The following is a 22,292-nucleotide window of genomic DNA, read 5'->3' as shown; positions in this document are numbered from 1 at the left end:
CGCGCATTCTACAGCAGCCTCATCTTCCGTCAAGTGGTTATTTTAACTAGAGAAGAAAATTTCTTTTCAAACTCAACCACTTGCGCCTCCGATCAACTTCTAGCTTCTCGTCAGCGGGAGGCGAATTTTACAGCGTTTCAAACCGCTGTCAACCACCTCTTTTACCGCTTTCGACCAGCTCGACCGAAGCACCAACAGGATCAAACCACCACCCTGCCAGCCCGGCGCATTCTACGCAGCTTTCGCTGCTTTGCAACCCCTCTTTTAAATCTAACTTCTTGTTTTACAAGGAGTTTAAGGAGCCGCGTACGCCTGAAGAGGTGCGAATTATAGGGATTAACTATAGAAGGTCAATCCTTTATTACAGTTTTCCTTCAGGAGCAGCCAATTCACGCGCACAAGCCCAAACCGCGCCGCCTACAGAAACGACAAAGCCGTTGAAGCTGGCGCTTCAACGGCTTTGTCGTACGAACTGAGTAACTAGATGCTCCACCGACGCCCAAGCACAAAAGGCATATATCCCAGACCTTACTTCTCGAGCGAGAGCGTAATGCGCGCAAAGGCCTTTTTACCCGCCTGACAGACATGCACGGCGCCCACCTTATATATAAAGGTGCGATCAACGACCTCCCCATCCACACGCACACCACCCGAACCCAGCAGATCACGCGCCATGGCCGCGTTCTTCACTAGACCCGCCCTATTAAGCAGCGCAGAAATCGGCATATCCTCGGCAGACATTACTTCGATCTCGGGCAGATCGTCAGGCAGCTCGCCTTCTTTCATGCGATTACCCGCAGAACGATGCGCGCTAAGCGCAGCTTCTTCGCCATGGAAACGCGCCACTATCTCTTCAGCCAGCTTGATCTTGATATCGCGAGGATTAGCGCCCTGTTCGACATCAGACTTGAACTGCTCGATCTCATCCATAGACCGGAAGCTGAGTAACTCGAAGTAGCGCCACATCAACGCATCAGGCATCGACACCAGCTTGTTGTACATGACGCCAGGCGCCTCTTGGATACCAATGTAGTTACCCAAGGATTTGGACATTTTCTTAACACCATCCAACCCTTCCAATAAAGGCATGGTGACGATGCACTGCGACGCTTGCCCATAGGACCGCTGAAGCTCTCGCCCCATGAGCAAGTTGAATTTCTGATCAGTACCACCCAACTCAACATCAGCATGCAGCGCTACCGAGTCGTAGCCCTGCACCAAGGGGTAGAGAAACTCATGAATAGCAATTGGCTGCTGGGTCGAATAGCGCTTACTGAAATCATCGCGCTCAAGCATGCGTGCCACGGTGTATTGAGAGGTCAAGCGAATGAAATCCGCAGGTCCCATCCTGTCCATCCAGGTTGAATTAAAGGCAACCTCGGTTTTTGCCGGGTCGAGAATCTTGAATACCTGCGTCTTATAGGTTTCTGCGTTCTCTAGCACCTGCTCACGCGTCAACGGCGGACGCGTGGCGCTCTTGCCGCTCGGATCACCGATCATCCCGGTAAAATCACCAATCAGAAATATGACCTGATGACCCAGCTCCTGGAATTGACGCAGCTTATTAATAAGCACGGTGTGGCCAAGGTGCAGATCCGGCGCAGTCGGATCAAAACCTGCCTTGATACGCAGGGGCTGACCACGCTTGAGCTTTTCAACCAACTCGGACTCAACCAGAACCTCTTCCGCACCACGCTTGATCAGCGCCAACTGTTCTTCAACCGACTTCATGACAGGACTCACGACCACTCAAAATCAAAAGGGAACCAACCATACAAGATCGCAGACAAATCACAAGTTTCGCCCGCCACTCAGCCACGTTAAGACCACCTCGCGACAACCGGGGTTGCCTAGCAGGCGATTTGGTTATATTTTATACAGTTACTGCATATTCATCATTTTGTTTATCTATTTCTTTTCATTTTTAAAGTCAAAAATCAGCCTATGACCTCTACAACTAAAGCGCCGCCCCTGTATCCGAAAAGCCATATCCTTGCTGCCAGTGGCGTCGCAGCCCTACTGAGCCTTGCCCTGCTGGTGTTCCCCACTCGCGAAGTTGAAGCTAAGAAAACCTACATCGACCTCGAGCTAGACCAAGGCTCAGAATATAACGAGCAACAAGATGACTCCGCATCAGCCGCGCCACAAGCGCGCAAGTCGCCCTTCGCAGATGCCGCTATAGCGAGTGCCCCAGCAGACGAAAAGCTGAAGGCCGCACACGCTGACGAACCGCAAGAAACTGATCCGCTACACCGTATTATTAGCGTGCAAAATGGCGACACGTTGTCGACGGTATTTGCCAAGGTCGGCCTGAGCGCAGCCAACCTGCATGAAGTGCTAAACAGCAGCAAAGAAGCCAAACAGCTTACGCGCCTAAAAGTAGGCCAGGCACTTGAATTCAAGCTGAGCACGGACGGTGAACTCGAAAGCTTGCACAGCAAGCTTAGTGACCTAGAAAGCATTGCTCTGACGAAAAATGAAAAGGGCTTCAGCTTCAAACGTGATCTGGTCAAGCCTGATGTTCAGACCACCTACAGTCATGGCGTGATCAAAAGCTCGTTGTTTCTCTCGGCCAAACGCGCCGGCCTCTCTCATACGCTGACCATGGATTTGGCCAATGTATTCGGCTACGACATCGATTTCGCCATGGATATTCGCGAAGGCGACGAGTTCGAGCTGATCTACGAAAAGAAAGTGGTCAACGGCAAGCAGGTTGGCACTGGCAATATCCTTTCCGCACGCTTCACCAACCGCGGCAAAACCTACACCGCCGTGCGCTACACCAACAAACAAGGCAATAGCAGCTACTACAGCGCCACTGGCGAAAGCATGCGTAAAGCCTTTATCCGCACACCCGTGGACTTCGCCCGTATCAGCTCGCGCTTCTCCACCGGGCGGCGCCATCCGGTACTGAATAAAATCCGCGCGCACAAAGGCGTGGATTACGCCGCGCCACGCGGCACACCGATCAAAGCCGCCGGTGATGGCCGCATCAGCCTGGCCGGTCGCCACGGTGGCTACGGCAATGCGGTAATCATCCAGCACGGGCAGCGCTACCGCACCCTGTATGCCCACATGAACGGCTTTGCCAAGGGCATCCGCAGTGGTAGCAACGTCAAGCAAGGCCAGATCATCGGCTACATTGGCACCACAGGGCTGTCCACGGGACCGCACCTGCACTATGAATTCCAGGTTAACGGCGTGCACGTAGACCCGCTAAGCCAGAAGCTACCAATGGCCGACCCGATCGCCAGCAGCGAAAAATCCCGCTTTATGCAACTGAGCAAGCCCTTGATGGCGCAAATGGACAAAGAAAAATCCACAATGCTCGCTCTCAACAATCAGCGTTGACGCCATGCCCCTCTACCTCGGCGTGATGTCCGGCACCAGTTTAGATGGACTGGACATTGCGCTGATCGAGCAAGAACACAACACCCGCCTAATCGGCATCCGCTATCTACCCATGCCAGACGAACTGCGCAGCAGCTTACTCAGCCTGTGCGCCTCTGGTCCGGATGAATTAGCCCGTGCAGCTATCGCCGAACAACAGTGGGTCGCGCTCGCCGCGCAAGGCATCAATGAACTGCTGTTGCAGCACGACATACCCGCGCAAAGCGTTCGCGCCATCGGCAGCCATGGGCAGACCGTGCGTCATGAGCCTGCACGCGGCTTCAGCATCCAGATCGGCAACCCGGCCCTACTCGCAGAACTAACAGGCATCAGCGTCGTCAGCGACTTTCGCCGCCGCGATGTTGCGGCCGGCGGTCAGGGTGCACCACTGGTTCCGGCGTTTCACCAGGCATTGTTTGCAGGCGAAGGTAGCACCCGCGCCATCTTGAATATCGGTGGTTTCAGCAACCTCAGCCTGATTGAACCCGAGCAACCAGTGCATGGCTTCGACTGTGGCCCAGGCAATGTGCTACTCGACGCCTGGATTCAGCGCCACCAAGGCCTGACATACGACCAGGGCGGCCAATGGGCGGCCAGTGGCCAAACACAGGCGCAACTTCTGCAAGCGCTGCTGAGCGATGCCTACTTCCAGACTCAGGGCCCGAAGAGCACTGGCCGCGAGCTGTTCAACCTTGCCTGGCTAGATCAGCACCTGCAGCGCCTACCGGCATTTGCGGCGGCTGACGTACAGGCAACTCTGCTGGAACTGACCGCCATCAGCATTACCGACGCGCTCAAATCCGCTCAGCAGGACACCGAGCGATTGCTCGTTTGTGGCGGCGGCGCGCACAATCACACGCTGATGCACCGCCTTGCGCAGCTACTGCCAAACAGCCAAGTGAGCAGTACCGATGCCCATGGCGTGCCCGCCGACTGGGTGGAGGCCATGGCCTTTGCCTGGCTGGCACACTGCTGCCTCGAAGGCATTCCCGCCAACCGGCCAAGCGTCACCGGCGCTCGCGGCCTGCGAGTGCTCGGCGCGATTTACCCTGCTTAGTCACCTGTTCAAATCTGCGACACCCAGAAACAAAAACGCCGTGCACAAGGCACGGCGTTCGCTTGAACAGGCTGCAGATCAGATCGAGAACGAAGAGCCACAACCGCAGGTCGTGGTCGCGTTTGGGTTGTTGATGACGAAACGCGAACCCTCCAACCCTTCTTGGTAATCAACTTCGGCACCCGCCAGGTACTGGAAGCTCATCGGATCGACCACCAGGCTAACGCCTTCGCGCTCAATGATGGTGTCGTCATCTGCCACTTCTTCGTCGAAGGTGAAGCCGTACTGAAAGCCGGAACAGCCGCCTCCCGTTACAAACACACGCAATTTCAAACGCGGGTTGCCTTCTTCATCGACCAGGTTCTTCACCTTGTTCGCCGCGCCCTGCGTAAATTGCATCGCGCTAGGGATGAAGGTTTCAACGCTCATGCTGATTAACTCCCGGCGCTAAGCGCCATACTGCATTCTGATCGGCATTATCCGCTTACCCTACAAAAGCGGTCAACTATTGTGCGTCATCGAGACTTTGCGGCAACTCCAGCGGCCGCGCTTCGTCTTGCAGGCGGCAGAGCCGGCCTTCGATTTGCGCGCCCATGGCCATTTCCATCAATGCGTAATACAGATTGCCACGCACTCGCGCCCGCGCGCCCAGCTCAAGGTGGCCACTGGCATGCACATCGCCGACCACTTCACCATCAATCACTATATGGGGGGCGCGGATCTCACCTTCAACCCGGCCCTGCACGCTGACGCGCACCATGCCCTCGCTGGCTACTAGATTGCCGACGACCTTGCCATCAACTTGTACAGCGCCTTGAAAGCGCAGATCACCATGCAGCTCAGCACCCACCGCAATCAGGCTGGTCTTACCGGCGAAACGCTGCACGTCAGTACGTGCTTTGTCTTTATTCCACATAAGGAACAGTCACTCCTCTTTGTTCCATTTGAATGTGCGCAGCAAAGGTTTCTCGCCCTTTACCTCGGCACGCACCTTGATCTCGCGCGGGATAAAACCCTCAGGCAACTTCAACTCAGCGAAGCGCCCAGCCTCGGGTATGGCCTGGAAGTGCTTGAAGGCGAAGGCTATCGGCTGCTCAGGTAGGGCATCGGGCAAGTCTGCGCCCAGATCCGCCAGCTCGAGCGTGACATCCTGTTCGCCCTGCTTGCCGACGATCGACACCTGCAACTGGCCCTCCAGCGGCGCCTCACCTTTACCTACACGGCTCAGGAGTATCTTGTAGCGGAAATGCTCAGGCCTGTCCGTGGCCTGCAGCTCAAAGGTCTTGATGCGCAGCCCTTCGCGACGGCTGGCAGGCGCCAGAACACCTTTATAGAAGGCCAGATCCTGTTGCTGTGTGTAGATTTGCTCCTCCAACAGTTTGATAGTCAGACGGCTCTGCTCGGTGGCTTGCTGGCTGACTTTTTCCACGCTACTGAGCACCGCCACGCGCTGACGCAACTCATCGAGTTCGCGATTCAGCTGCTCATCATGCACTGCCACGGCAGGCTGCACCTCACTCACCGCAGGCTGTATACGCTGCTGCCAGCAAGTGCCTGCATAGAATGCCAGAGGAATACACAGCACCAGCAGCACGACGAGCATGCGCCGGCGCCGGGCGCGCCCCGGATCGCTTGGCTGAACTTCCCAACCTGCCATCAGGGCAGCATGCCTGCATGGGAAAGGCCTAGGCGCTCATCAAGACCGAAAAGGATGTTCATGTTCTGTACCGCCTGACCCGACGCGCCTTTGACCAGGTTATCGATCACTGACAACACCACCACCAGGTCACCATCCTGCGGCCGGTGCACGGCAATACGACAGACGTTGGCCCCACGCACGCTGCGGGTTTCCGGATGGCTGCCTGCAGGCATCACATCCACAAAAGGCTCATTGGCATAACGCTTCTCGAACAGCGCCTGCAGGTCCACCGAGCGATCCACTACGGTGGCGTAAAGCGTGGCGTGAATACCGCGGATCATCGGCGTTAGGTGCGGCACAAACGTCAGCCCCACATCTTTACCTGCAGCCCGGCGCAGCCCCTGGCGGATTTCCGGCAAGTGGCGATGACCTTTAACCCCGTAGGCCTTCATGCTTTCGCCTGCTTCGCTGAACAGTGAACCGACACTGGCACCACGCCCGGCACCACTGACGCCGGATTTGCAGTCAGCAATAATCTGCGTGGTATCGGCCAAACCCGCTTCCAGCAGCGGAATCAGCGCCAACTGTGCAGCGGTGGGATAACAGCCTGGCACGGCAATCAGGCGCGCCTGCTTGATCGTCTCACGGTTGACTTCAGGCAGCCCGTAAACCGCCTCAGGTAGCAAGTCCGGGGCGCCGTGCGGCTGGCCGTACCACTTGGCCCATTCATCGGCATCCTGCAAACGAAAATCGGCGGACAGGTCGATCACTTTGGTACCGGCTGCCAGTAACTCACCGGCCAAGGCATGGGCCACCCCGTGCGGCGTAGCGAAGAACACCACATCGCAAGCGCCTAACGTAACGGCATCCGGCACGCTAAAGGCCAGGTTGTCGTAATGACCGCGCAGGTTCGGATACATCTCATCGACACGCATGCCCGCCTCGGAGCGCGAGGTAATCACCTCAACCTGTGCTTGCGGGTGCTGCGCCAATAAACGCAACAGCTCGACGCCGGTATAACCCGTGCCGCCGACGATTCCGACCTTGATCATCACTTGCCCCTTTGTAATACCAGCAGTGGAAAGCTGCCGATGATACGGCCGCTTCGGCCAGGGGCCAACACTTGAGCGCCTGGAATGGTGACGAGGTGGCCCACGACCACTACTATCGGGGGCAATTTCCTGCGACGAGTGCAAACAATGCTCTATCTGTGGCTCAAGGCTTTCCACATCATCGCTATGGTGTGCTGGTTCGCCGGCCTGTTCTATCTGCCGCGCCTGTTCGTCTACCACGCCATGAGCACCGATGAGGTCAGCCGCGAGCGCTTCTGCATCATGGAACGCAAGCTGTATCGCGGGATCATGTGGCCGTCGCTGATTCTCACCGTCGGCCTGGGCCTGTGGCTGATCAGCCTTAACCCCAGCCACTACTTCAGCCAGGGCTGGATGCACGCCAAGCTGAGCCTGGTGCTGCTGCTGGTGGTCTACCAGTTTATGTGCGGCGCCCAGATCAAGGCGTTTACCCGTGGCGAGAATCAACGCGGCCATGTGTTCTACCGCTGGTTTAATGAAGCGCCCGTGCTGGCCTTGCTTGGCATTGTCATTCTGGTCGTGGTTCGCCCTTTCTAAATACATCAAGAGGATTACTGCATGTCGCTGCCAGCCCTGCTCGAACAACGCCTGCGCCTGCCCGTCGTCGCGGCGCCGATGTTTCTGGTGTCTAACCCGCAACTGGTACTGGCCTGCTGTAACAACGGCATCGTCGGCAGCTTCCCCGCGCTGAACCAGCGTGAGAGCAGCGCCTTCAAGGATTGGCTACAAGAGATCGAAGCCGGCCTGGACAGCGCAGCGGCACCCTATGCGGTCAACCTGATCGTACATGGCAGCAACCCGCGCCTGCAGGCGGACCTGGCCATCTGCGTCGAGCAGCGCGTGCCTATCGTGATCACCAGCCTCGGCGCGGTGAAGGAAGTGGTCGATGCTGTGCACAGCTACGGCGGCCTGGTGTTCCATGACGTGACCACGCGCCGGCATGCCGAGAAGGCTGCCGAAGCCGGCGTAGATGGCTTAATCGCGGTAGCCGCAGGGGCTGGCGGACATGCCGGCACTTGGAGCCCGTTCGCGCTTATCGCCGAGATTCGCCAGTTCTTCGACAAAACCCTGCTGCTAGCCGGTTGTCTCAACCAGGGTCACGAAGTGCTGGCCGCTCAGCTACTCGGTGCTGACCTCGCCTACTTGGGCACTCGCCTGATCGCCACCCGGGAAAACGCTGCCTCCGAGGCTTATAAGCAGATGATTCTCGACGCCAAAGCCGCCGACATCATTCACACCCCAGCAGTCTCCGGCGTACCGGCCAGCTTTATGCGCCAGAGCCTGGAACTGGCCGGTTACGACCTCAAACAACTGCAAAGCAAAGGCGAGGTCAACTATGGCGAGAAGCTCAAGCCTATGGATGAGGAAGCCAAGGCTTGGAAAACCGTGTGGTCTGCCGGCCAAGGCGTGGGCAACATCCGCGACCTGCCCAGCGTCGAGCAACTGATCACCCGCCTCGACAGCGAATACCGCGCCGCCCTCACGCACAGCCTGCAGCTGCAACAACGCTGGTCGCGATGATGCATTGCCCACCCACTCGGCGACTTAAATAGAGCGCTGAGCCGCACACAACCGCGCTGTACCCACCTCAGGTATGGACACTTTGCGTGTAGATGGCTTGTTTACTGGCCTGTAGGCCGGCTAGTCTGTGCGCAACTCCACTCTGGCACCGACAAGGACGCCGACATGACCCAAGCCCGTTTTAAGATTGTGTTCAACGGCGAGTTGATGCCCGATGTAAGCCTGGAAACAGCCAAAGACAATCTCGCCCGCCTGTTTAAAAGCGACCACACCCGGATTAATTCGCTGTTTAAGGGCGGCACAGTCGATATCAAACGCGACCTCAGCGAAAACGAGGCCGACCAATACCTCAAAGCCCTGCAGAGCGCCGGCGCAAGGGTACGCAAGGAACCTGACCTGGCGGCAAGCCTAAGCCTGGTGGAGACGGATGATCACCGCACGGAAAGTAGCGAGCCCACCAACAATACGCTGATGACCTGCCCCAAGTGCGGCCACCAGCAAGCCAAAGCCGCTGAATGCTCGGCGTGCGGTATTGTGGTTGAGAAGTTTCTCGCCAGGCAGGCCATGCTCGCCGAAAACCCACCTGAAGTGGTCAGCGCCGCAGCCACCCCTTACGCCACACCCAAGGCCGCAGTGGCCGAAACCCTACCGGAATTCGGCGAGCTGAAAGCCTTTACCACTGACGGGCGCATCGGCCGCCTACGCTACTTGGCCTGGTCGATGGTGATGGTGTTTGCCTGCCTACCCTTGTTCGGCATTGCCGCCGGAGTTATGGCTGCCTCGGAAATTCTCGGTGGCATATTGATAGTGGTGCTGGGTATCGCCGCGATGGTGGTCGGCATCATGTTTGGCGTGCAGCGCCTGCATGACATCGGCTGGTCTGGCTGGTTGCTGCTGGTCACCCTGGTGCCGGTTGTCGGCGGGGTGTTCTCCCTGCTGATGTTTATCATCCCCGGCAGCACCGAGGCCAACCGCTTTGGCTCTCCCCCTCCGCCTAACAGCACAGCGGTGAAAGTTCTTGCTGCACTTTGGCTGGCCGTTATCGTCCTCGGCATCGTGGCAGCCATCGCCCTGCCGGCTTATATGGGCTTTGCCGGAGCCGGCCTGTAAGACGCAACCTTGTGCGGCACATGGGGTCGAACTGCCCCCATCACGGAGAACCCTATGAGCCGTTACGCCCTAATCACCGGAGCTTCCAGCGGTATCGGTCTGGCCCTAGCCGAAGCTCTGGCCCGGCGTGGGCGCAATCTGATTCTAGTGGCGCGCCAGCGCGACGCGCTGGAAAGCATTGCCTGCGAGCTGACGCAACGCTTTTCCGTGGAAGTGCTATTTCGCGTCTGCGACCTCAGCCAACCGCTGCAGGTCAGCGGCCTGTTACATGAGCTGGAGCAAGGTGAGCGCAGCATCGACCTGCTAATAAACAACGCGGGGATCGGTACCAACGGCGTATTTGTCGCCCAAGACTGGTCGCGCGAACAGCAATTGATTGAGTTGAACGTACTGGCACTGGCGCGCCTCTGCCATGCCATCGGCACCATCATGGCCGGTCAAGGTAACGGACAAATTCTTAACGTCGCCTCGGTGGCCGGTTTTCAACCAGGCCCAGGAATGAGCAACTACTACGCCAGCAAAGCATTTGTGCTGCACTTCTCTGAAGGCCTGCGCGAAGAACTCAAGGCATACGGCGTCAAGGTTTCGGTGCTCTGCCCGGGACCAACCCGCAGCGCCTTCTTCCGTAACGCGCAGATGAGCGTCGATTCATTGCAAGGCAGCAAGCTGATGATGAGCGCCGAAGAAGTGGCACTCATCACCGTCAAGGCTCTGGACAAGGATCGCGCCATCATCATCCCGGGTTGGCGTAACCGTTTGCTGGCATTCAGCCCACGCCTGGCGCCACGCTGGCTGGTACGGCGGATCAGCGCACGGCTGAACCGCCAATTCGGCAAACCTGCCTAACCCGCATTTACCGTGCGACCATCCGCCCAGGCGCGCAAAGCCGCAAGGTCTTCGGCCATCACCACGGACAACGGCGCCGTGCTCTGAATGCTTTGCAGCAGCAAGGCTTGATTAACGGCCTGCTGCTGGGCTTGTGCGGCATACAACGCACTGACCACCACCTGCTCAATCTCTGCGCCGGAAAAGCCTTCACAGGTTGCCGCCAGCTGCGCCAAATCGAACCCTGTCGGCTCCAACTCACGTCGAGCCAGGTGAATCCGGAAAATCTCGGAGCGCACACTGGCATCCGGCAAATCGACAAAGAACAGCTCATCGAAACGCCCTTTACGCACCAGCTCTGGCGGTAAGCGCGAGATAACGTTAGCCGTGGCCACCATAAATACCGGCGCCTTGCGCTCGGCCATCCAGGTCAGCAGCGTGCCGAGTACGCGCTGGCTGACGCCACCGTCATGGTCCCCACTGGCCAGACCTTTCTCGATCTCATCCATCCACAACACACAAGGCGCCATCTGCTCGGCCAGCGTCAGGGCTTCACGCAAATTACGCTCGGTTTCACCGAAGAACTTGTTATACAGACAGGCAAAATCCAGGCGCAGCAGGGGCAAGCCCCAGAGCCCTGCGATAGCCTTGGCGGCCAGGCTCTTGCCGCCGCCCTGCACCCCCACCAGCAATACACCCTTGGGCAGATCGGCGGCCTTGCCTTCGAGGAAAATGCTTTGCCGGTCACCCAACCAACGCTTGAGGTTACTCAAGCCGCCCACCTCGGCAAACCGCGCAGTGTCGTACTCAAAACTCAACACACCATCGAGATCAAGCAACTTGAACTTGGTTTTGTTCAATTCGGGCAGGTCTTCCTGAGTAATTGCGCCGTCATCACAAATCACATTACGTGCCAGCGCACGGGCTTCGGCGTGACTCAAGCCACGCAGGTTTTTCACCACCTGCTGCAAGGTACGGTTATCCGTGCGCACCCGGGCATTGCGATTACGCGCGCTCCACGCTGTGGCTTCATCACGCACAATCGCCAACAACTCCTCCTCGGACGGCAGCGCCAGGCTGAAGCGCGAGGCGTAACGCTGCACTTCCGGCGGCAGTTTGCAGGCATGAGAAACCAGCACCAGCGTCGGCTTACCGGGCAGCTCACTCATGGCGATTTCTTTGAGCAGGCGCACCAGCCTGGGGTTGTCGTCGAGAAACGGATGCAGGTCGCACATCACATACAACGTCGGCTGTGTATCCGCCTTAATCAGTCGCAGGGCGGTTTCCGGCTCCAGGGTGGCGCTGTCGACAGGCTCTTGCACGGAGAAGCCTAAACGCTGCAACCCCTCAGTCACTGACCACACCTGCAAGCCGAGGCTGCGGCGTACGGCGAGGCTGGTCAGGGTTTCCAACACACGTGCCTCATCCCAGGATTCGATCAACACCAGTTTGGTCTTGGAGTCGAGTACCAAGCCCAAATCATGAATATCGTTTTTCACCCACACTCCTTGTCCACTAAACTCGTGGCCTCTTTTTACAGGCCGGGAGACTGTCCATGGACTGTCTGTTTTGCAAGATCGTCGCTGGGGAAATCCCCGCGCGCAAGCTTTATGAAGATGATCACGTCATTGCCTTCCACGATATCGGCCCACAAGCGCCCGTGCATTTCCTGGTCATTCCGAAGAAGCATATTTCCACCCTCAATGATCTGACTGAGGCCGATACGGCACTGGCCGGCCATATCCTCTTTACTGCTCAGCGCCTGGCCAAAGAGCAAGGCTGCGAGGAAGGCTTTCGCGTGGTGATGAACTGCAACGAACTCGGCGGCCAGACCGTGCATCACATTCATATGCATGTGCTGGGTCAGCGGCAGATGACATGGCCGCCGGGTTGATCAGCAAGCCTTTAGCCGCACTGGCTTTGCTCGCCCTACTGAGCAGTGGCACTGACTACGCGCAAGCAGCTGGGCGCGTATTCCACGATGAACTGAGCATGGGGAAACCAGGCCCCGCATTGGTAACCGTGCCTGCTGGGCGCTACTTGATGGGTGATCACACGGGCCGCGGCAACCATAATGAGCGCCCGCTTACAGCGATAGAAATTAGTCGTCCATTTGCCATCGGCCGCTATGAAGTCAGCTTTGCCGACTGGCAGCATTACGCAGAGGCAACTGCCACGGCCATGCCGGACAACGAAGGCTGGGGCCTGTCGGCGCAACGTCCGGTTATCCATGTGTCCTGGCACCAAGCCCAGGCTTACAGCCAATGGCTGTCGAGGGTCACCGGCCAGCATTACCGATTGCCCACCGAAGCCGAGTGGGAATATGCCGCACGCGCGGGAAGCACCACCTATTACTGGTGGGGCGCGCAACTCGATAGTCCGGAAACACGACCACGGGCCCATTGCCGCGGCTGTGCTACCTCGCGCCTGATCCAAAACAAAACCGAACGTACCGGGCAATTTCCGGCGAACGCTTTTGGCCTGTATGACACGGCAGGGAATGTGTGGGAATGGACCGCCTCACGCTTCGCCAGCCCATTCGACGGCAGCGAACAAACCAGCGCCAACCTACTTGATAACAGCCCGAGAGCGGTACGCGGGGGTGCCTGGAACAGCGGGCCGAGTTATCTGCGCACGAGTCAGCGCGATATGAAACAGCCACAGCACAAGGACTATGCCCTGGGGTTTCGGGTGCTCCGTGAGCTGCCCTAACCTCGCCCTGACCTGAAGATGTTGATGCCCGGCGCCTGCGACGAAACGTCAACAGACCCTCTGCATTGTTTGGAGTAAACTGGCCACCGAAGTCATCGCAGGAGGTCCTATGACCCGCGAACGCCACTTTTCACCTGTTGACCGTCTATTACTGCAAGCCGATGCCGCGCTGCGTACGTTGCTGCCATTCAGTGGTCAGCCGAGCCGGCCGTCTCCCGCAATCGTACAGCCAGAGAGCGAGCTAAATGCCGAGCAGACCCAACATATCGCCGGGTTGATGCGCATCAATCACACGGGCGAAGTCTGTGCGCAGGCGCTGTACCAAGGTCAGGCCCTCACTGCCAAGCTGCCCCATGTGCGCAAAGCCATGGAGCATGCCGCTGATGAAGAAATCGATCACCTGGCCTGGTGCGAACAACGCATCCGCCAGCTCGGCAGCCAGCCCAGCGTGCTCAACCCACTGTTCTACGGCTTGTCATTTGGCGTCGGCGCCGCTGCGGGCCTGATCAGCGACAAAGTTAGTCTGGGATTTGTCGCGGCCACTGAAGATCAGGTGGTCAAACACCTTGATGAACACTTGCAACAGTTACCGGCGCAAGACCAGAAATCGCGCGCGATCCTCGAGCAGATGCGTGATGACGAAGAGCAGCATGCCAGTAGCGCCCTGCAAGCCGGCGGCTTGCGCTTCCCCGCGCCGGTGAAATTTGGCATGAGCCTGCTGGCCAAGGTCATGACCACAACCACATACCGGCTGTAAGCGCCGAAACACAGGCAGCAAAAAGGGCACTGACGGTGCCTTTTTTATTGCCTGCAGAGTCGTTGCCTGGATTACTCGGCCAACTCAACAATCTCGTAGTCGTGAGTGATCTCAACGCCAGCGCGACCAAGCATGATCGACGCCGAGCAGTATTTCTCAGCCGACAATTCAACTGCACGCTTAACCTGTGCCTCTTTCAAGCCGCGCCCCTTGACCACAAAATGCAGATGAATCTTGGTAAAAACCTTGGGCTCTTCAGTGGCGCGCTCGGCTTCTAGAAAAGCCTCACAGCTCTCCACGGCCTGCCGGGATTTCTTCAGAATGCTGACCACATCGAAATTGCTGCAGCCGCCCAAACCGATCAGCAGCATCTCCATCGGACGCACACCCAGGTTGCGTCCACCGCTCTCCGGCGGGCCATCCATTACCACGGCATGACCGCTGCCCGACTCACCAATAAACAGGGCTTCACCGGCCCACTGAATACGCGCTTTCATTACCCAGGCTCCGCTGTTAAAAAGGGAGGCAGCTTAGCACAGCGTTTTTACCTGCCGATTGCAGCACTGATACCGGCAAGTTCCATGGTTAGATGTTAGCCAGGTCGCAAAACAGCACCGAGTATCGGAGTGTTTGTTAAGCTCACGACTGATTGCTGGCACACTTGTACAGATAACTATTATTAGAAACGCCAGCCGTACAACGGCTTACCTTTATAAATTCGGGATTCAGGCATGGTAGCTATTACCCTCACACCTAAAATAAAAAATCTCGACAAGCTTCTCGCGCATTGCCATCGTCGTCGTTATACCGCCAAAAGCACCATTATCTACGCGGGCGATCGCTGCGAAACGCTGTTCTTCATCGTTAAAGGTTCGGTCACTATTCTGATCGAAGACGATGACGGTCGTGAAATGATCATCGCTTACCTCAATTCCGGAGACTTCTTCGGGGAAATGGGCCTGTTCGAGAAGGACGGCACCGAGAAAGAACGCAGCGCCTGGGTGCGTGCCAAAACCGAGTGCGAAGTCGCCGAGCTTAGCTACGCCAAGTTCCGCGAACTGACGCAGCAGGACCCAGACATTCTCTACGCCCTGGGCAGCCAGATGGCTGAACGTTTGCGCAACACTACGCGCAAGGTTGGCGACCTGGCCTTCCTCGACGTTACCGGTCGCGTTGCTCGCACCCTGCTCGATCTGTGCAAGCAGCCGGACGCCATGACTCACCCGGATGGCATGCAGATCAAGATCACCCGCCAGGAAATCGGCCGTATTGTCGGCTGCTCTCGGGAGATGGTTGGCCGCGTGCTCAAAGCCCTAGAAGAACAGGGCCTGGTCAACGTCAAAGGTAAAACCATGGTGGTCTTCGGCACGCGCTAAGCCGCATGCTGCAGATATAAAAAAGCCGACGCATGCGTCGGCTTTTTTGTGCGGCTAAATCAATCAACATCCGGTGAGGTGACTACTCGCTTACGCTCGGGGAAGAACAACCGCTCCAGCTCAGCGCCCGGATTATCGGCGCGCATAAACGCCTCACCGACCAGAAAGGCATACACCTCGCTGATTTCCATCAACTCGACATCGGCACGGTTGAGGATGCCACTCTCAGTCACCACCAAACGGTCACGTGGAATTCGCGGCAGCAAATCCAGAGTCGTTTCCAGGCTGACTTCAAAACTGTGCAGGCTGCGATTGTTGATACCCACCAACGGCGTATCCAGGGTTTTCAGCGCACGCTCCAACTCATCACCGTCGTGCACTTCGACCAGCACATCCAGCTCGAACGCCTTAGCGGTCGCCGCCAATTCGGCCAACTGCACATCATCCAGCGCCGATACGATCAACAGCACGCAGTCTGCACCCAGCGCACGCGCTTCAACGATCTGGTACGGATCGATCATAAAGTCTTTGCGGATTACCGGTAACGCACAGGCTGCACGTGCCTCTTGCAGGTAACTGTCCGCCCCCTGAAAGAAATCGATATCGGTGAGCACTGACAGGCATGTAGCACCACCGGCCTCATAAGCACGGGCGATCTCGGCCGGGACGAAGTGTTCACGCAGCACGCCCTTACTCGGCGACGCCTTTTTGATCTCGGCGATCACCGCCGGTTGCTTGCGCTTGGCCTGTGCCAACAACGCCTGGGCAAAGCCACGTACCGGGTCGGCATTGCGGGCTTGTTGTTCGACGTCGGCCAGGCTGAGGATCGCCCGCCGCGCAGCCACTTCCTCTGCTTTGCGCGCGAGGATTTTTTCCAGCACGGTTGGAATACTCACCCGGCATTCTCCTGTTTGAATACAGCGGTAAAGGACACCAACTCTTGTAATTTTTCCCATGCCAAGCCTGTGTGCAAGGCATCGTGAGCCAGGGCGACGCCCTCCTTCAGGCTAGCTGCCAGGTCTGCCGCATACAACGCGGCGCCAGCATTCAGCGCGATCATGTCAGCGGCTTTCTGCCCGGCCTCGGTCTTGCGCTTGCTCAGCGCGTCACGGATCAGCGCCAGCGACGCCTCCGGGCTTTCTACCGCAAGGCCAACCAGACTTTGGCTCTTGAGGCCGAGGTCTTCAGGCAGCACTTCGTACTCGCTAATCTCGCCGCCTTTCAATTCTGCAACATGGGTGGCGGCGGCCAGGCTGAACTCATCCAAGCCATCGCGCGAATGCACTACAAGTATGTGCTGACTGCCGAGACGCTTGAGCACTTCAGCCAACGGCCGGCACAACGCTTGGCTGAATACACCCACCACCTGATGCTTAACCCCAGCAGGGTTAGTCAGCGGGCCGAGCATATTGAAGATGGTACGCAGCCCCAGCTCACGACGCGGCATCGCGGCGTACTTCATCGCCGAGTGATGCACTTGGGCAAACATAAAGCCGACCCCGACACTTTCAATGCAGCGCGCCACCTGCTCCGGCGTCAGCTGCAGATAAATACCCGCCTCTTCTAGCAGATCGGCGCTGCCGCTTTTACCCGACACCGCGCGATTACCGTGTTTGGCCACCTTGCCACCGGCAGCGGCGACGACGAAGCTCGCCGCCGTCGACACGTTGAAGATATTCGCCCCGTCGCCACCAGTGCCCACCACATCGACCACATGATCGAGGGTCTGCAAATGCACATGGCTGGCCAGCTCACGCATGACCGAGACGGCACCGACGATTTCGTCGATGGTTTCGCTCTTCATGCGCATGCCCATCAAAAACGCACCGATCTGCGCATCCGTGCATTGACCGGTCATGATCTCGCGCATGACGTCCTGCATTTCTGCGGTGCTCAAATCGAGCTGGCTGACCACTCGATTAAGCGCTTCCTTGATATTCATCGGCGCAGGCCTCCTTGTTGTTTGAGGAAGTTGGCAAACAGCTCATGGCCCTGCTCGGTCAGAATCGATTCAGGGTGGAACTGCACGCCTTCGATATGCAGGGTTTTGTGGCGCAGCCCCATGATCTCATCCACCGCGCCGTCATCATTCTGGGTCCAGGCGGTGACTTCCAGGCAGTCCGGCAGGCTTTCATGCTTAACAACCAGCGAGTGGTAGCGGGTAACCGTCAGCGGGTTGTTCAAGCCGGCGAATACGCCCAGATCCTTATGGAACAATGGGCTGGTTTTGCCGTGCATGACCTGACGGGCGCGCACCACCTCACCGCCGAATGCCTGGCCGATGCTCTGATGACCTAAGCACACACCCAGAATCGGCAGCTTGCCGGCGAAATGCAGGATGGCCTCGATAGACACACCCGCTTCAGTCGGCGTGCACGGGCCGGGGGAAACCACGATGCGCTCGGGCTTCAGCGCCTCGATCTCGGCAATCGACAGTTCGTCATTGCGGATCACATGGACGTCAGCACCCAGCTCGCCCAGGTACTGCACCACGTTGTAGGTAAAGGAGTCGTAGTTATCGATCATTAACAGCATGGCAAGACTCCTCAGCGCTTAGACGGGTCAACAACGGTTTGCTCGGAGGCAGTTTGTTCGGCGAGCGCCACAGCACGGAACATGGCGCGACGCTTGTTCAGCGTTTCCTCCCATTCCAACGCGGGCACCGAGTCGGCGACGATGCCGGCGCCAGCCTGCACGTGCAGCTCACCGTCTTTGATCACCGCCGTACGGATGGCGATGGCGGTATCCATATTGCCGTTCCAGGCCAGATAGCCCACCGCGCCGCCGTAAACACCGCGCTTGACCGGTTCCAGCTCGTCGATAATTTCCATGGCGCGGATCTTCGGCGCACCAGACAAAGTCCCCGCCGGCAAAATGGCGCGCAATGCATCCATCGCGGTCAGGCCTTCTTTAAGCTGGCCAGTCACATTGGAGACGATATGCATGACGTTGGAATAGCGCTCAATCACCATTTTCTCGGTGAGTTTGACGCTACCCGTGCTGGCTACCCGCCCGACATCATTACGCCCAAGGTCGATCAACATCAGATGTTCAGCCACTTCCTTGGCGTCGGACAGCAGGTCTATTTCCAAGGCCAGATCGGCCTCCTCATTGGCGCCGCGCGGACGTGTACCGGCAATCGGACGCACCGTCACCAGCCCATCCTCCAAACGCACCAGCACTTCTGGCGAACTGCCGACCACATGGAAATCGCCGAAGTTGAAGAAGTACATATAAGGCGTCGGATTGATGCAACGCAGGGCGCGGTACAAGTCAATCGGCGCGGCCTTGAACGGAATCGACATGCGCTGCGAGATCACCACCTGCATGCAGTCGCCGGCGAGGATGTATTCCTTGATCGCCTTAACCGCTTTTTCGTAATCGTCACGCTTGAAGCTGGAAATGAAGTCCGGATCAGCAGCGGCAGGCGCAGCCAAGTCCACCCCCAAACGCGGAGTAATCGGCTGACGCAGCTTGTGCAGAATTTCTTGTAGCCGCGCTTGGCCCTGCTCAAGCGCATCGCTATCGGCAGGGTCAACCAGCACGATGGCGTGCATCTTGCCGGCCAAGTTGTCGAACACCACCACGGCATCGGACACCATCAGCAGAATATCCGGTGTTCCCAGCGCATCCGGGTTGACGCCTTTTGCGAGCTTGGGCTCGACATAACGCACGCTGTCATAACCAAAGTAACCCACTAGGCCGCCGTTAAAGCGCGGCAGGCCGGGCAAGGTCGGCACCTTGTAGCGATCTTTGAATTGTTCAACAAAATCCAGCGGGTCTTCACAGTGATGGCGCTCGACTTCAACGCCATCAACAGTGATCGACACTTCGTGCTCATAAGCCCGCAACACAGTGCGTGCAGGCAGGCCAATGATGGAATAACGCCCCCACTTCTCTCCGCCCTGTACGGACTCAAGCAAGTAGGTATTGGCTTCATCAGCCAGTTTCAAATAGATAGACAGTGGCGTGTCGAAATCCACCAGGGTTTCGCAGGCAACAGGAATGCGGTTATAGCCGGCAGCGGCTAAACGCAGGAATTCTTCGCGGATCATGATCAGCCTCGTGGCTTGAGGTTAAAACGGTCGTGTGCAAGCGCGCGGCCTAAGCGGCCAAGATCAGGTCAGAGGCGCCAGCGCCAACGGGCCAGGGCCTTGATGATTTTCATATCGGCGCTTGCCGACCAGCGCATGCAGGTAACCACCACGATGCTCTCTTAATTCAGGCGGGATTGAAGTCCGGCCACACTAGCGCAGGGCTGGGGCCGAATCAACCCGCAAGGCCCGGCAAAAGCGGGTTCGCACCGGTTTGCAGCAACTCGCTCAGGTTATCCAGCACCCGTGTCGGATGCTCCTCCGCAATCGGCCGGCCGTGGTTATAGCCATAGCTCAGCGCTACGCACGCTACCCCTGCGGCTTTGGCGGCTAATACATCGTTGCGCGAGTCACCGACAAACAACACCTGCTCGGGGTCGAGCTGGGCAAGGTGCATCACATGCAGTAATGCTGCCGGATCAGGCTTCTGCTGCGCCAAGGTGTCGCCCCCAACAATCCAGCGGAAATAACCACCTAACCCCTTCTCATCGAGCAAGGGCGCAACAAACCGCTCAGGCTTATTGGTGATAATTGCTAGCTCGACCTGCTGCTCACGCAGCCAGTCCAGCGTCTGCTTCACTCCGGGATAGACCTGGGTCAGGGCATGGCTTTGCGCGTAATACTGCATAAACAGCTCTAGCGCCTGCTCCGCCTGCCCATCCTCGACACAGTCATGCTCCAGACTGCCGGCCAAGGCACGCCGCACCAGCACGCGCGCACCGTTACCAACCCAGTCGCGCACGTATTCAATACCGGCAGCCGGCTGGCCGAGCAGCAGCAAGGTCTTATCAATGGCAGCAGCAAGGTCCGGTACTGAATCCACCAGCGTGCCATCCAGATCAAACATCACCAGCCGCGGCAGCTCGCCCCGGAACAACTCGCGCAGCAAAATCACCCGCGGGCCTGAGCCAGCTCGGCGCGCATGGCATCGATAACCGCTTTGTAGTCGGGCTGGTTGAAAATTGCAGAGCCCGCAACAAAGGTGTCGGCACCCGCCGCGGCAATCTCACGGATATTCTGCACATTGACCCCACCGTCGATCTCCAAGCGGATATCGCGGCCAGATGCGTCGATCAGAGCGCGCGCCTCTTTGAGCTTCTCCAGGGTATGGGGAATAAATTTCTGCCCGCCAAAACCTGGATTGACGCTCATCAGGAGGATCATGTCGACCTTGTCCATGACGTGTTTGAGTGCATCCAGCGAGGTGGCTGGGTTGAACACCAGACCGGCCTTGCAGCCGCCGTCGCGAATCAACTGCAGAGAGCGGTCGATGTGCTCAGAAGCTTCCGGGTGGAAGGTGATATAGGTCGCGCCGGCCTCGATAAAGTCGCCGATGATGCGATCCACAGGTTTAACCATCAGGTGCGCATCGATCGGTGCCGTAATGCCGTACTTGCGCAGCGCCGCACAAACCATCGGGCCAATCGTCAGGTTCGGCACATAGTGGTTATCCATCACATCGAAGTGAACGATGTCAGCACCGGCGGCGAGCACCTTGTCTACTTCCTCACCCAGGCGGGCGAAATCAGCGGAAAGAATCGACGGAGCAATGGCGAAGGGTTGCATAACGCACCTCGGTGGCATTCACAGAAGGCGCGCAGTGTACCAGCCCAATCCAAGGCCTGGCGCGCGTGACCGACACCTGACAAGTACGCACGGAAAAGGCTAGGCTGCTGAAACACGACGCTTGCTGGAGAGCCCCATGTTTTCGCGCCCTGCTGCACTGGCACTGAGCCTGCTGCTATCGATTAGCCCGCTGCATGCGGAAGAAGAACCCTCAGCAGCCGACACGCCCGCAGAGCCCGCAGAAGAGCTGCGCGCCCCCCTGACCGAGCGCAGCGAACTGGAAGCCACGGCCCTGGAACAGCAGCTGGAGCAAAAGGAACAACAACAGCTGCACGCCGGCGCAGAGCGCTTTCTCGCTTTATGGCTGCCGGCCAATGTCCCGGAGCCCAATGGCGTGGTGATTATTCTGCCGGGCGATGATGAAAGTGCTGACTGGCCGCAAAGTGTCGGGCCCTTGCGGCGCAAACTACCTAATGGAGGCTGGCACAGCCTTAGCCTGACCCTGCCCGACCCCAACAATGTTGCACCGCCGCTGCGCAGCGCCGAACCACCCGAGACAGATCCGGCGGACGAAGCAGCAGCCGACGCCACGAAGGCGACGACCGAGGAAGACACCGAGGGCAGCCCCGCGACAGATGACGCGGCCACGCCAACCAGCAACAGCCAACTCGACAGTGCCGAAACTGCGGCGAGCAAAGTAAAAAGCATTGAGGAACAGCAAAAAGCACATGCCGAACGCGTATTGGCACGCATTGAGTCGGCCATCGGCTTTGCCGAGCAACAGCAAGCCAAGACCATCGTGTTGCTCGGCCACGGCAGTGGCAGTTACTGGGCCGCGCGTTATCTGGCCGAACGCAAGCCGGCCCAAATTCAAAATCTGCTGCTGGTCGCCGCGCAATTACCCGCCGGCTACACCCCACCCCTGGATGAACTGATCCCACAACTGCAATTGGCGACCGGGGACTTCTATTACAAGGACCTGTCCGCCGACCGCCAAGCCGCGCTCAAGCGCTCACAGGCCAGCAAGCGGCACAAGCATCCCACCTATGTACAAATCGCCATGAAAGCGCTGCCGGGCAACCGCGAAGCCGAGCAGGAGCAACTCTACCGCCGCATTCGTGGCTGGCTGACGTTGAAACTGCAAGCGAAATAGC

The 22,292-nt window shown here is 58.1% G+C and carries 24 protein-coding genes; 11 read left to right on the top strand and 13 right to left on the bottom strand.

What is annotated here, in order from left to right:
* Positions 1 to 528 precede the first annotated feature (528 nt).
* Entirely contained in the window at positions 529 to 1,731 is a 1,203-nt protein-coding gene (tyrS, locus tag D8779_RS10715; protein ID WP_136664388.1) for a tyrosine--tRNA ligase, read from the bottom strand.
* Positions 1,732 to 1,944: 213 nt separating this feature from the next.
* On the opposite strand from tyrS, the gene D8779_RS10710 reads away from it, so the two are divergent.
* Both D8779_RS10710 and D8779_RS10705 read left to right on the top strand, forming a co-directional pair.
* Positions 1,945 to 3,351: a peptidoglycan DD-metalloendopeptidase family protein gene (locus tag D8779_RS10710; protein ID WP_136664387.1), complete on the top strand. Its 1,407-nt coding sequence runs from the start codon at positions 1,945 to 1,947 to the stop codon at positions 3,349 to 3,351.
* 4 nt (positions 3,352 to 3,355) lie between these two features.
* Positions 3,356 to 4,447 (top strand): anhydro-N-acetylmuramic acid kinase, encoded by a 1,092-nt coding sequence (locus tag D8779_RS10705; protein ID WP_136664386.1) that lies wholly within the window; start codon positions 3,356 to 3,358, stop codon positions 4,445 to 4,447.
* A 78-nt stretch (positions 4,448 to 4,525) separates the two neighbouring features.
* Here the strand turns inward: D8779_RS10705 and erpA are convergent, their stop codons facing one another.
* The 4 genes from erpA to argC all read right to left on the bottom strand — a co-directional run bounded on the left by erpA (position 4,526) and on the right by argC (position 7,138).
* Positions 4,526 to 4,876 carry an iron-sulfur cluster insertion protein ErpA gene (erpA, locus tag D8779_RS10700; RefSeq protein WP_136664385.1) on the bottom strand — a complete coding sequence of 117 codons (351 nt, stop codon included), beginning with the start codon at positions 4,874 to 4,876 and terminating at the stop codon, positions 4,526 to 4,528.
* A 76-nt stretch (positions 4,877 to 4,952) separates the two neighbouring features.
* The gene (locus tag D8779_RS10695) at positions 4,953 to 5,363 is read right to left on the bottom strand and encodes a bactofilin family protein (protein WP_136664384.1); all 411 of its coding nucleotides are present in this window, start codon (positions 5,361 to 5,363) and stop codon (positions 4,953 to 4,955) included.
* A 9-nt stretch (positions 5,364 to 5,372) separates the two neighbouring features.
* Positions 5,373 to 6,050, bottom strand: a complete 678-nt coding sequence (locus D8779_RS10690) for a DUF6776 family protein (protein ID WP_240789707.1) — start codon at positions 6,048 to 6,050, stop codon at positions 5,373 to 5,375.
* Positions 6,051 to 6,103: 53 nt separating this feature from the next.
* Positions 6,104 to 7,138, bottom strand: a complete 1,035-nt coding sequence (gene argC, locus D8779_RS10685) for an N-acetyl-gamma-glutamyl-phosphate reductase (RefSeq protein WP_136664382.1) — start codon at positions 7,136 to 7,138, stop codon at positions 6,104 to 6,106.
* A 147-nt stretch (positions 7,139 to 7,285) separates the two neighbouring features.
* Here argC and hemJ point away from each other — a divergent pair, with 147 nt between their 5' ends.
* From hemJ to D8779_RS10665, 4 genes are all read left to right on the top strand, one after another.
* On the top strand, positions 7,286 to 7,714 hold the full coding sequence (gene hemJ / locus D8779_RS10680) for a protoporphyrinogen oxidase HemJ (RefSeq protein ID WP_136664381.1): 429 nt from the start codon (positions 7,286 to 7,288) through the stop codon (positions 7,712 to 7,714).
* Between the two features lie 21 nt (positions 7,715 to 7,735).
* Complete coding sequence (locus D8779_RS10675; RefSeq protein WP_136664380.1) at positions 7,736 to 8,698, top strand: NAD(P)H-dependent flavin oxidoreductase; 963 nt, start codon at positions 7,736 to 7,738, stop codon at positions 8,696 to 8,698.
* A gap of 165 nt (positions 8,699 to 8,863) precedes the next feature.
* Positions 8,864 to 9,808, top strand: coding sequence for a DUF805 domain-containing protein (locus D8779_RS10670; protein ID WP_136664379.1), 945 nt, complete (start codon positions 8,864 to 8,866; stop codon positions 9,806 to 9,808).
* A gap of 54 nt (positions 9,809 to 9,862) precedes the next feature.
* On the top strand, positions 9,863 to 10,654 hold the full coding sequence (locus D8779_RS10665; protein ID WP_136664378.1) for an SDR family NAD(P)-dependent oxidoreductase: 792 nt from the start codon (positions 9,863 to 9,865) through the stop codon (positions 10,652 to 10,654).
* Here the strand turns inward: D8779_RS10665 and D8779_RS10660 are convergent.
* Positions 10,651 to 12,132, bottom strand: coding sequence for an AAA family ATPase (locus tag D8779_RS10660; RefSeq protein WP_136664377.1), 1,482 nt, complete (start codon positions 12,130 to 12,132; stop codon positions 10,651 to 10,653). The two genes, D8779_RS10665 and D8779_RS10660, sit on opposite strands and share 4 nt — an antisense overlap.
* A 56-nt stretch (positions 12,133 to 12,188) precedes the next feature.
* On the opposite strand from D8779_RS10660, the gene D8779_RS10655 reads away from it, so the two are divergent.
* The 3 genes from D8779_RS10655 (at position 12,189) to coq7 (ending at position 14,102) form a co-directional block, all read left to right on the top strand.
* A complete protein-coding gene (locus D8779_RS10655; RefSeq protein WP_136664376.1) occupies positions 12,189 to 12,527 on the top strand; it encodes a histidine triad nucleotide-binding protein in 339 nt (112 codons plus the stop codon).
* Entirely contained in the window at positions 12,512 to 13,345 is an 834-nt protein-coding gene (locus D8779_RS10650) for a formylglycine-generating enzyme family protein (RefSeq protein ID WP_136664375.1), read from the top strand. The genes D8779_RS10655 and D8779_RS10650 overlap by 16 nt, the downstream gene beginning before the upstream one ends.
* Positions 13,346 to 13,454: 109 nt before the next feature.
* On the top strand, positions 13,455 to 14,102 hold the full coding sequence (coq7, locus tag D8779_RS10645; protein ID WP_136664374.1) for a 2-polyprenyl-3-methyl-6-methoxy-1,4-benzoquinone monooxygenase: 648 nt from the start codon (positions 13,455 to 13,457) through the stop codon (positions 14,100 to 14,102).
* Between the two features lie 71 nt (positions 14,103 to 14,173).
* Here coq7 and D8779_RS10640 read toward each other — a convergent pair whose 3' ends face one another.
* Positions 14,174 to 14,599: an OsmC family protein gene (locus D8779_RS10640; RefSeq protein WP_136664373.1), complete on the bottom strand. Its 426-nt coding sequence runs from the start codon at positions 14,597 to 14,599 to the stop codon at positions 14,174 to 14,176.
* A gap of 234 nt (positions 14,600 to 14,833) precedes the next feature.
* On the opposite strand from D8779_RS10640, the gene crp reads away from it, so the two are divergent.
* A complete protein-coding gene (gene crp, locus D8779_RS10635) occupies positions 14,834 to 15,478 on the top strand; it encodes a cAMP-activated global transcriptional regulator CRP (RefSeq protein ID WP_136664372.1) in 645 nt (214 codons plus the stop codon).
* Between the two features lie 59 nt (positions 15,479 to 15,537).
* Here the strand turns inward: crp and trpC are convergent, their stop codons facing one another.
* The 6 genes from trpC to rpe all read right to left on the bottom strand — a co-directional run bounded on the left by trpC (position 15,538) and on the right by rpe (position 21,138).
* Entirely contained in the window at positions 15,538 to 16,374 is an 837-nt protein-coding gene (gene trpC / locus D8779_RS10630) for an indole-3-glycerol phosphate synthase TrpC (protein ID WP_136664371.1), read from the bottom strand.
* Positions 16,371 to 17,420 (bottom strand): anthranilate phosphoribosyltransferase, encoded by a 1,050-nt coding sequence (gene trpD, locus D8779_RS10625; RefSeq protein ID WP_136664370.1) that lies wholly within the window; start codon positions 17,418 to 17,420, stop codon positions 16,371 to 16,373. The genes trpC and trpD overlap by 4 nt, the downstream gene beginning before the upstream one ends.
* Positions 17,417 to 18,013, bottom strand: coding sequence for an aminodeoxychorismate/anthranilate synthase component II (locus D8779_RS10620; protein WP_136664369.1), 597 nt, complete (start codon positions 18,011 to 18,013; stop codon positions 17,417 to 17,419). Before D8779_RS10620 ends, trpD begins: the two co-directional genes overlap by 4 nt.
* Positions 18,014 to 18,024: 11 nt before the next feature.
* Positions 18,025 to 19,533: an anthranilate synthase component I gene (trpE, locus tag D8779_RS10615; protein ID WP_136664368.1), complete on the bottom strand. Its 1,509-nt coding sequence runs from the start codon at positions 19,531 to 19,533 to the stop codon at positions 18,025 to 18,027.
* Positions 19,534 to 19,747: 214 nt separating this feature from the next.
* Positions 19,748 to 20,419 carry a phosphoglycolate phosphatase gene (locus D8779_RS10610; protein ID WP_136664481.1) on the bottom strand — a complete coding sequence of 224 codons (672 nt, stop codon included), beginning with the start codon at positions 20,417 to 20,419 and terminating at the stop codon, positions 19,748 to 19,750.
* A 44-nt stretch (positions 20,420 to 20,463) separates the two neighbouring features.
* On the bottom strand, positions 20,464 to 21,138 hold the full coding sequence (rpe, locus tag D8779_RS10605) for a ribulose-phosphate 3-epimerase (RefSeq protein ID WP_136664367.1): 675 nt from the start codon (positions 21,136 to 21,138) through the stop codon (positions 20,464 to 20,466).
* A gap of 136 nt (positions 21,139 to 21,274) precedes the next feature.
* Here rpe and D8779_RS10600 point away from each other — a divergent pair, with 136 nt between their 5' ends.
* Positions 21,275 to 22,291: an alpha/beta hydrolase family protein gene (locus D8779_RS10600; protein ID WP_136664366.1), complete on the top strand. Its 1,017-nt coding sequence runs from the start codon at positions 21,275 to 21,277 to the stop codon at positions 22,289 to 22,291.
* Position 22,292 lies beyond the last annotated feature (1 nt).

The organism is Pseudomonas leptonychotis, assembly GCF_004920405.1.
Lineage (GTDB): Bacteria > Pseudomonadota > Gammaproteobacteria > Pseudomonadales > Pseudomonadaceae > Aquipseudomonas > Aquipseudomonas leptonychotis.
This window is presented reverse-complemented; position numbering and strand designations above follow the sequence as displayed.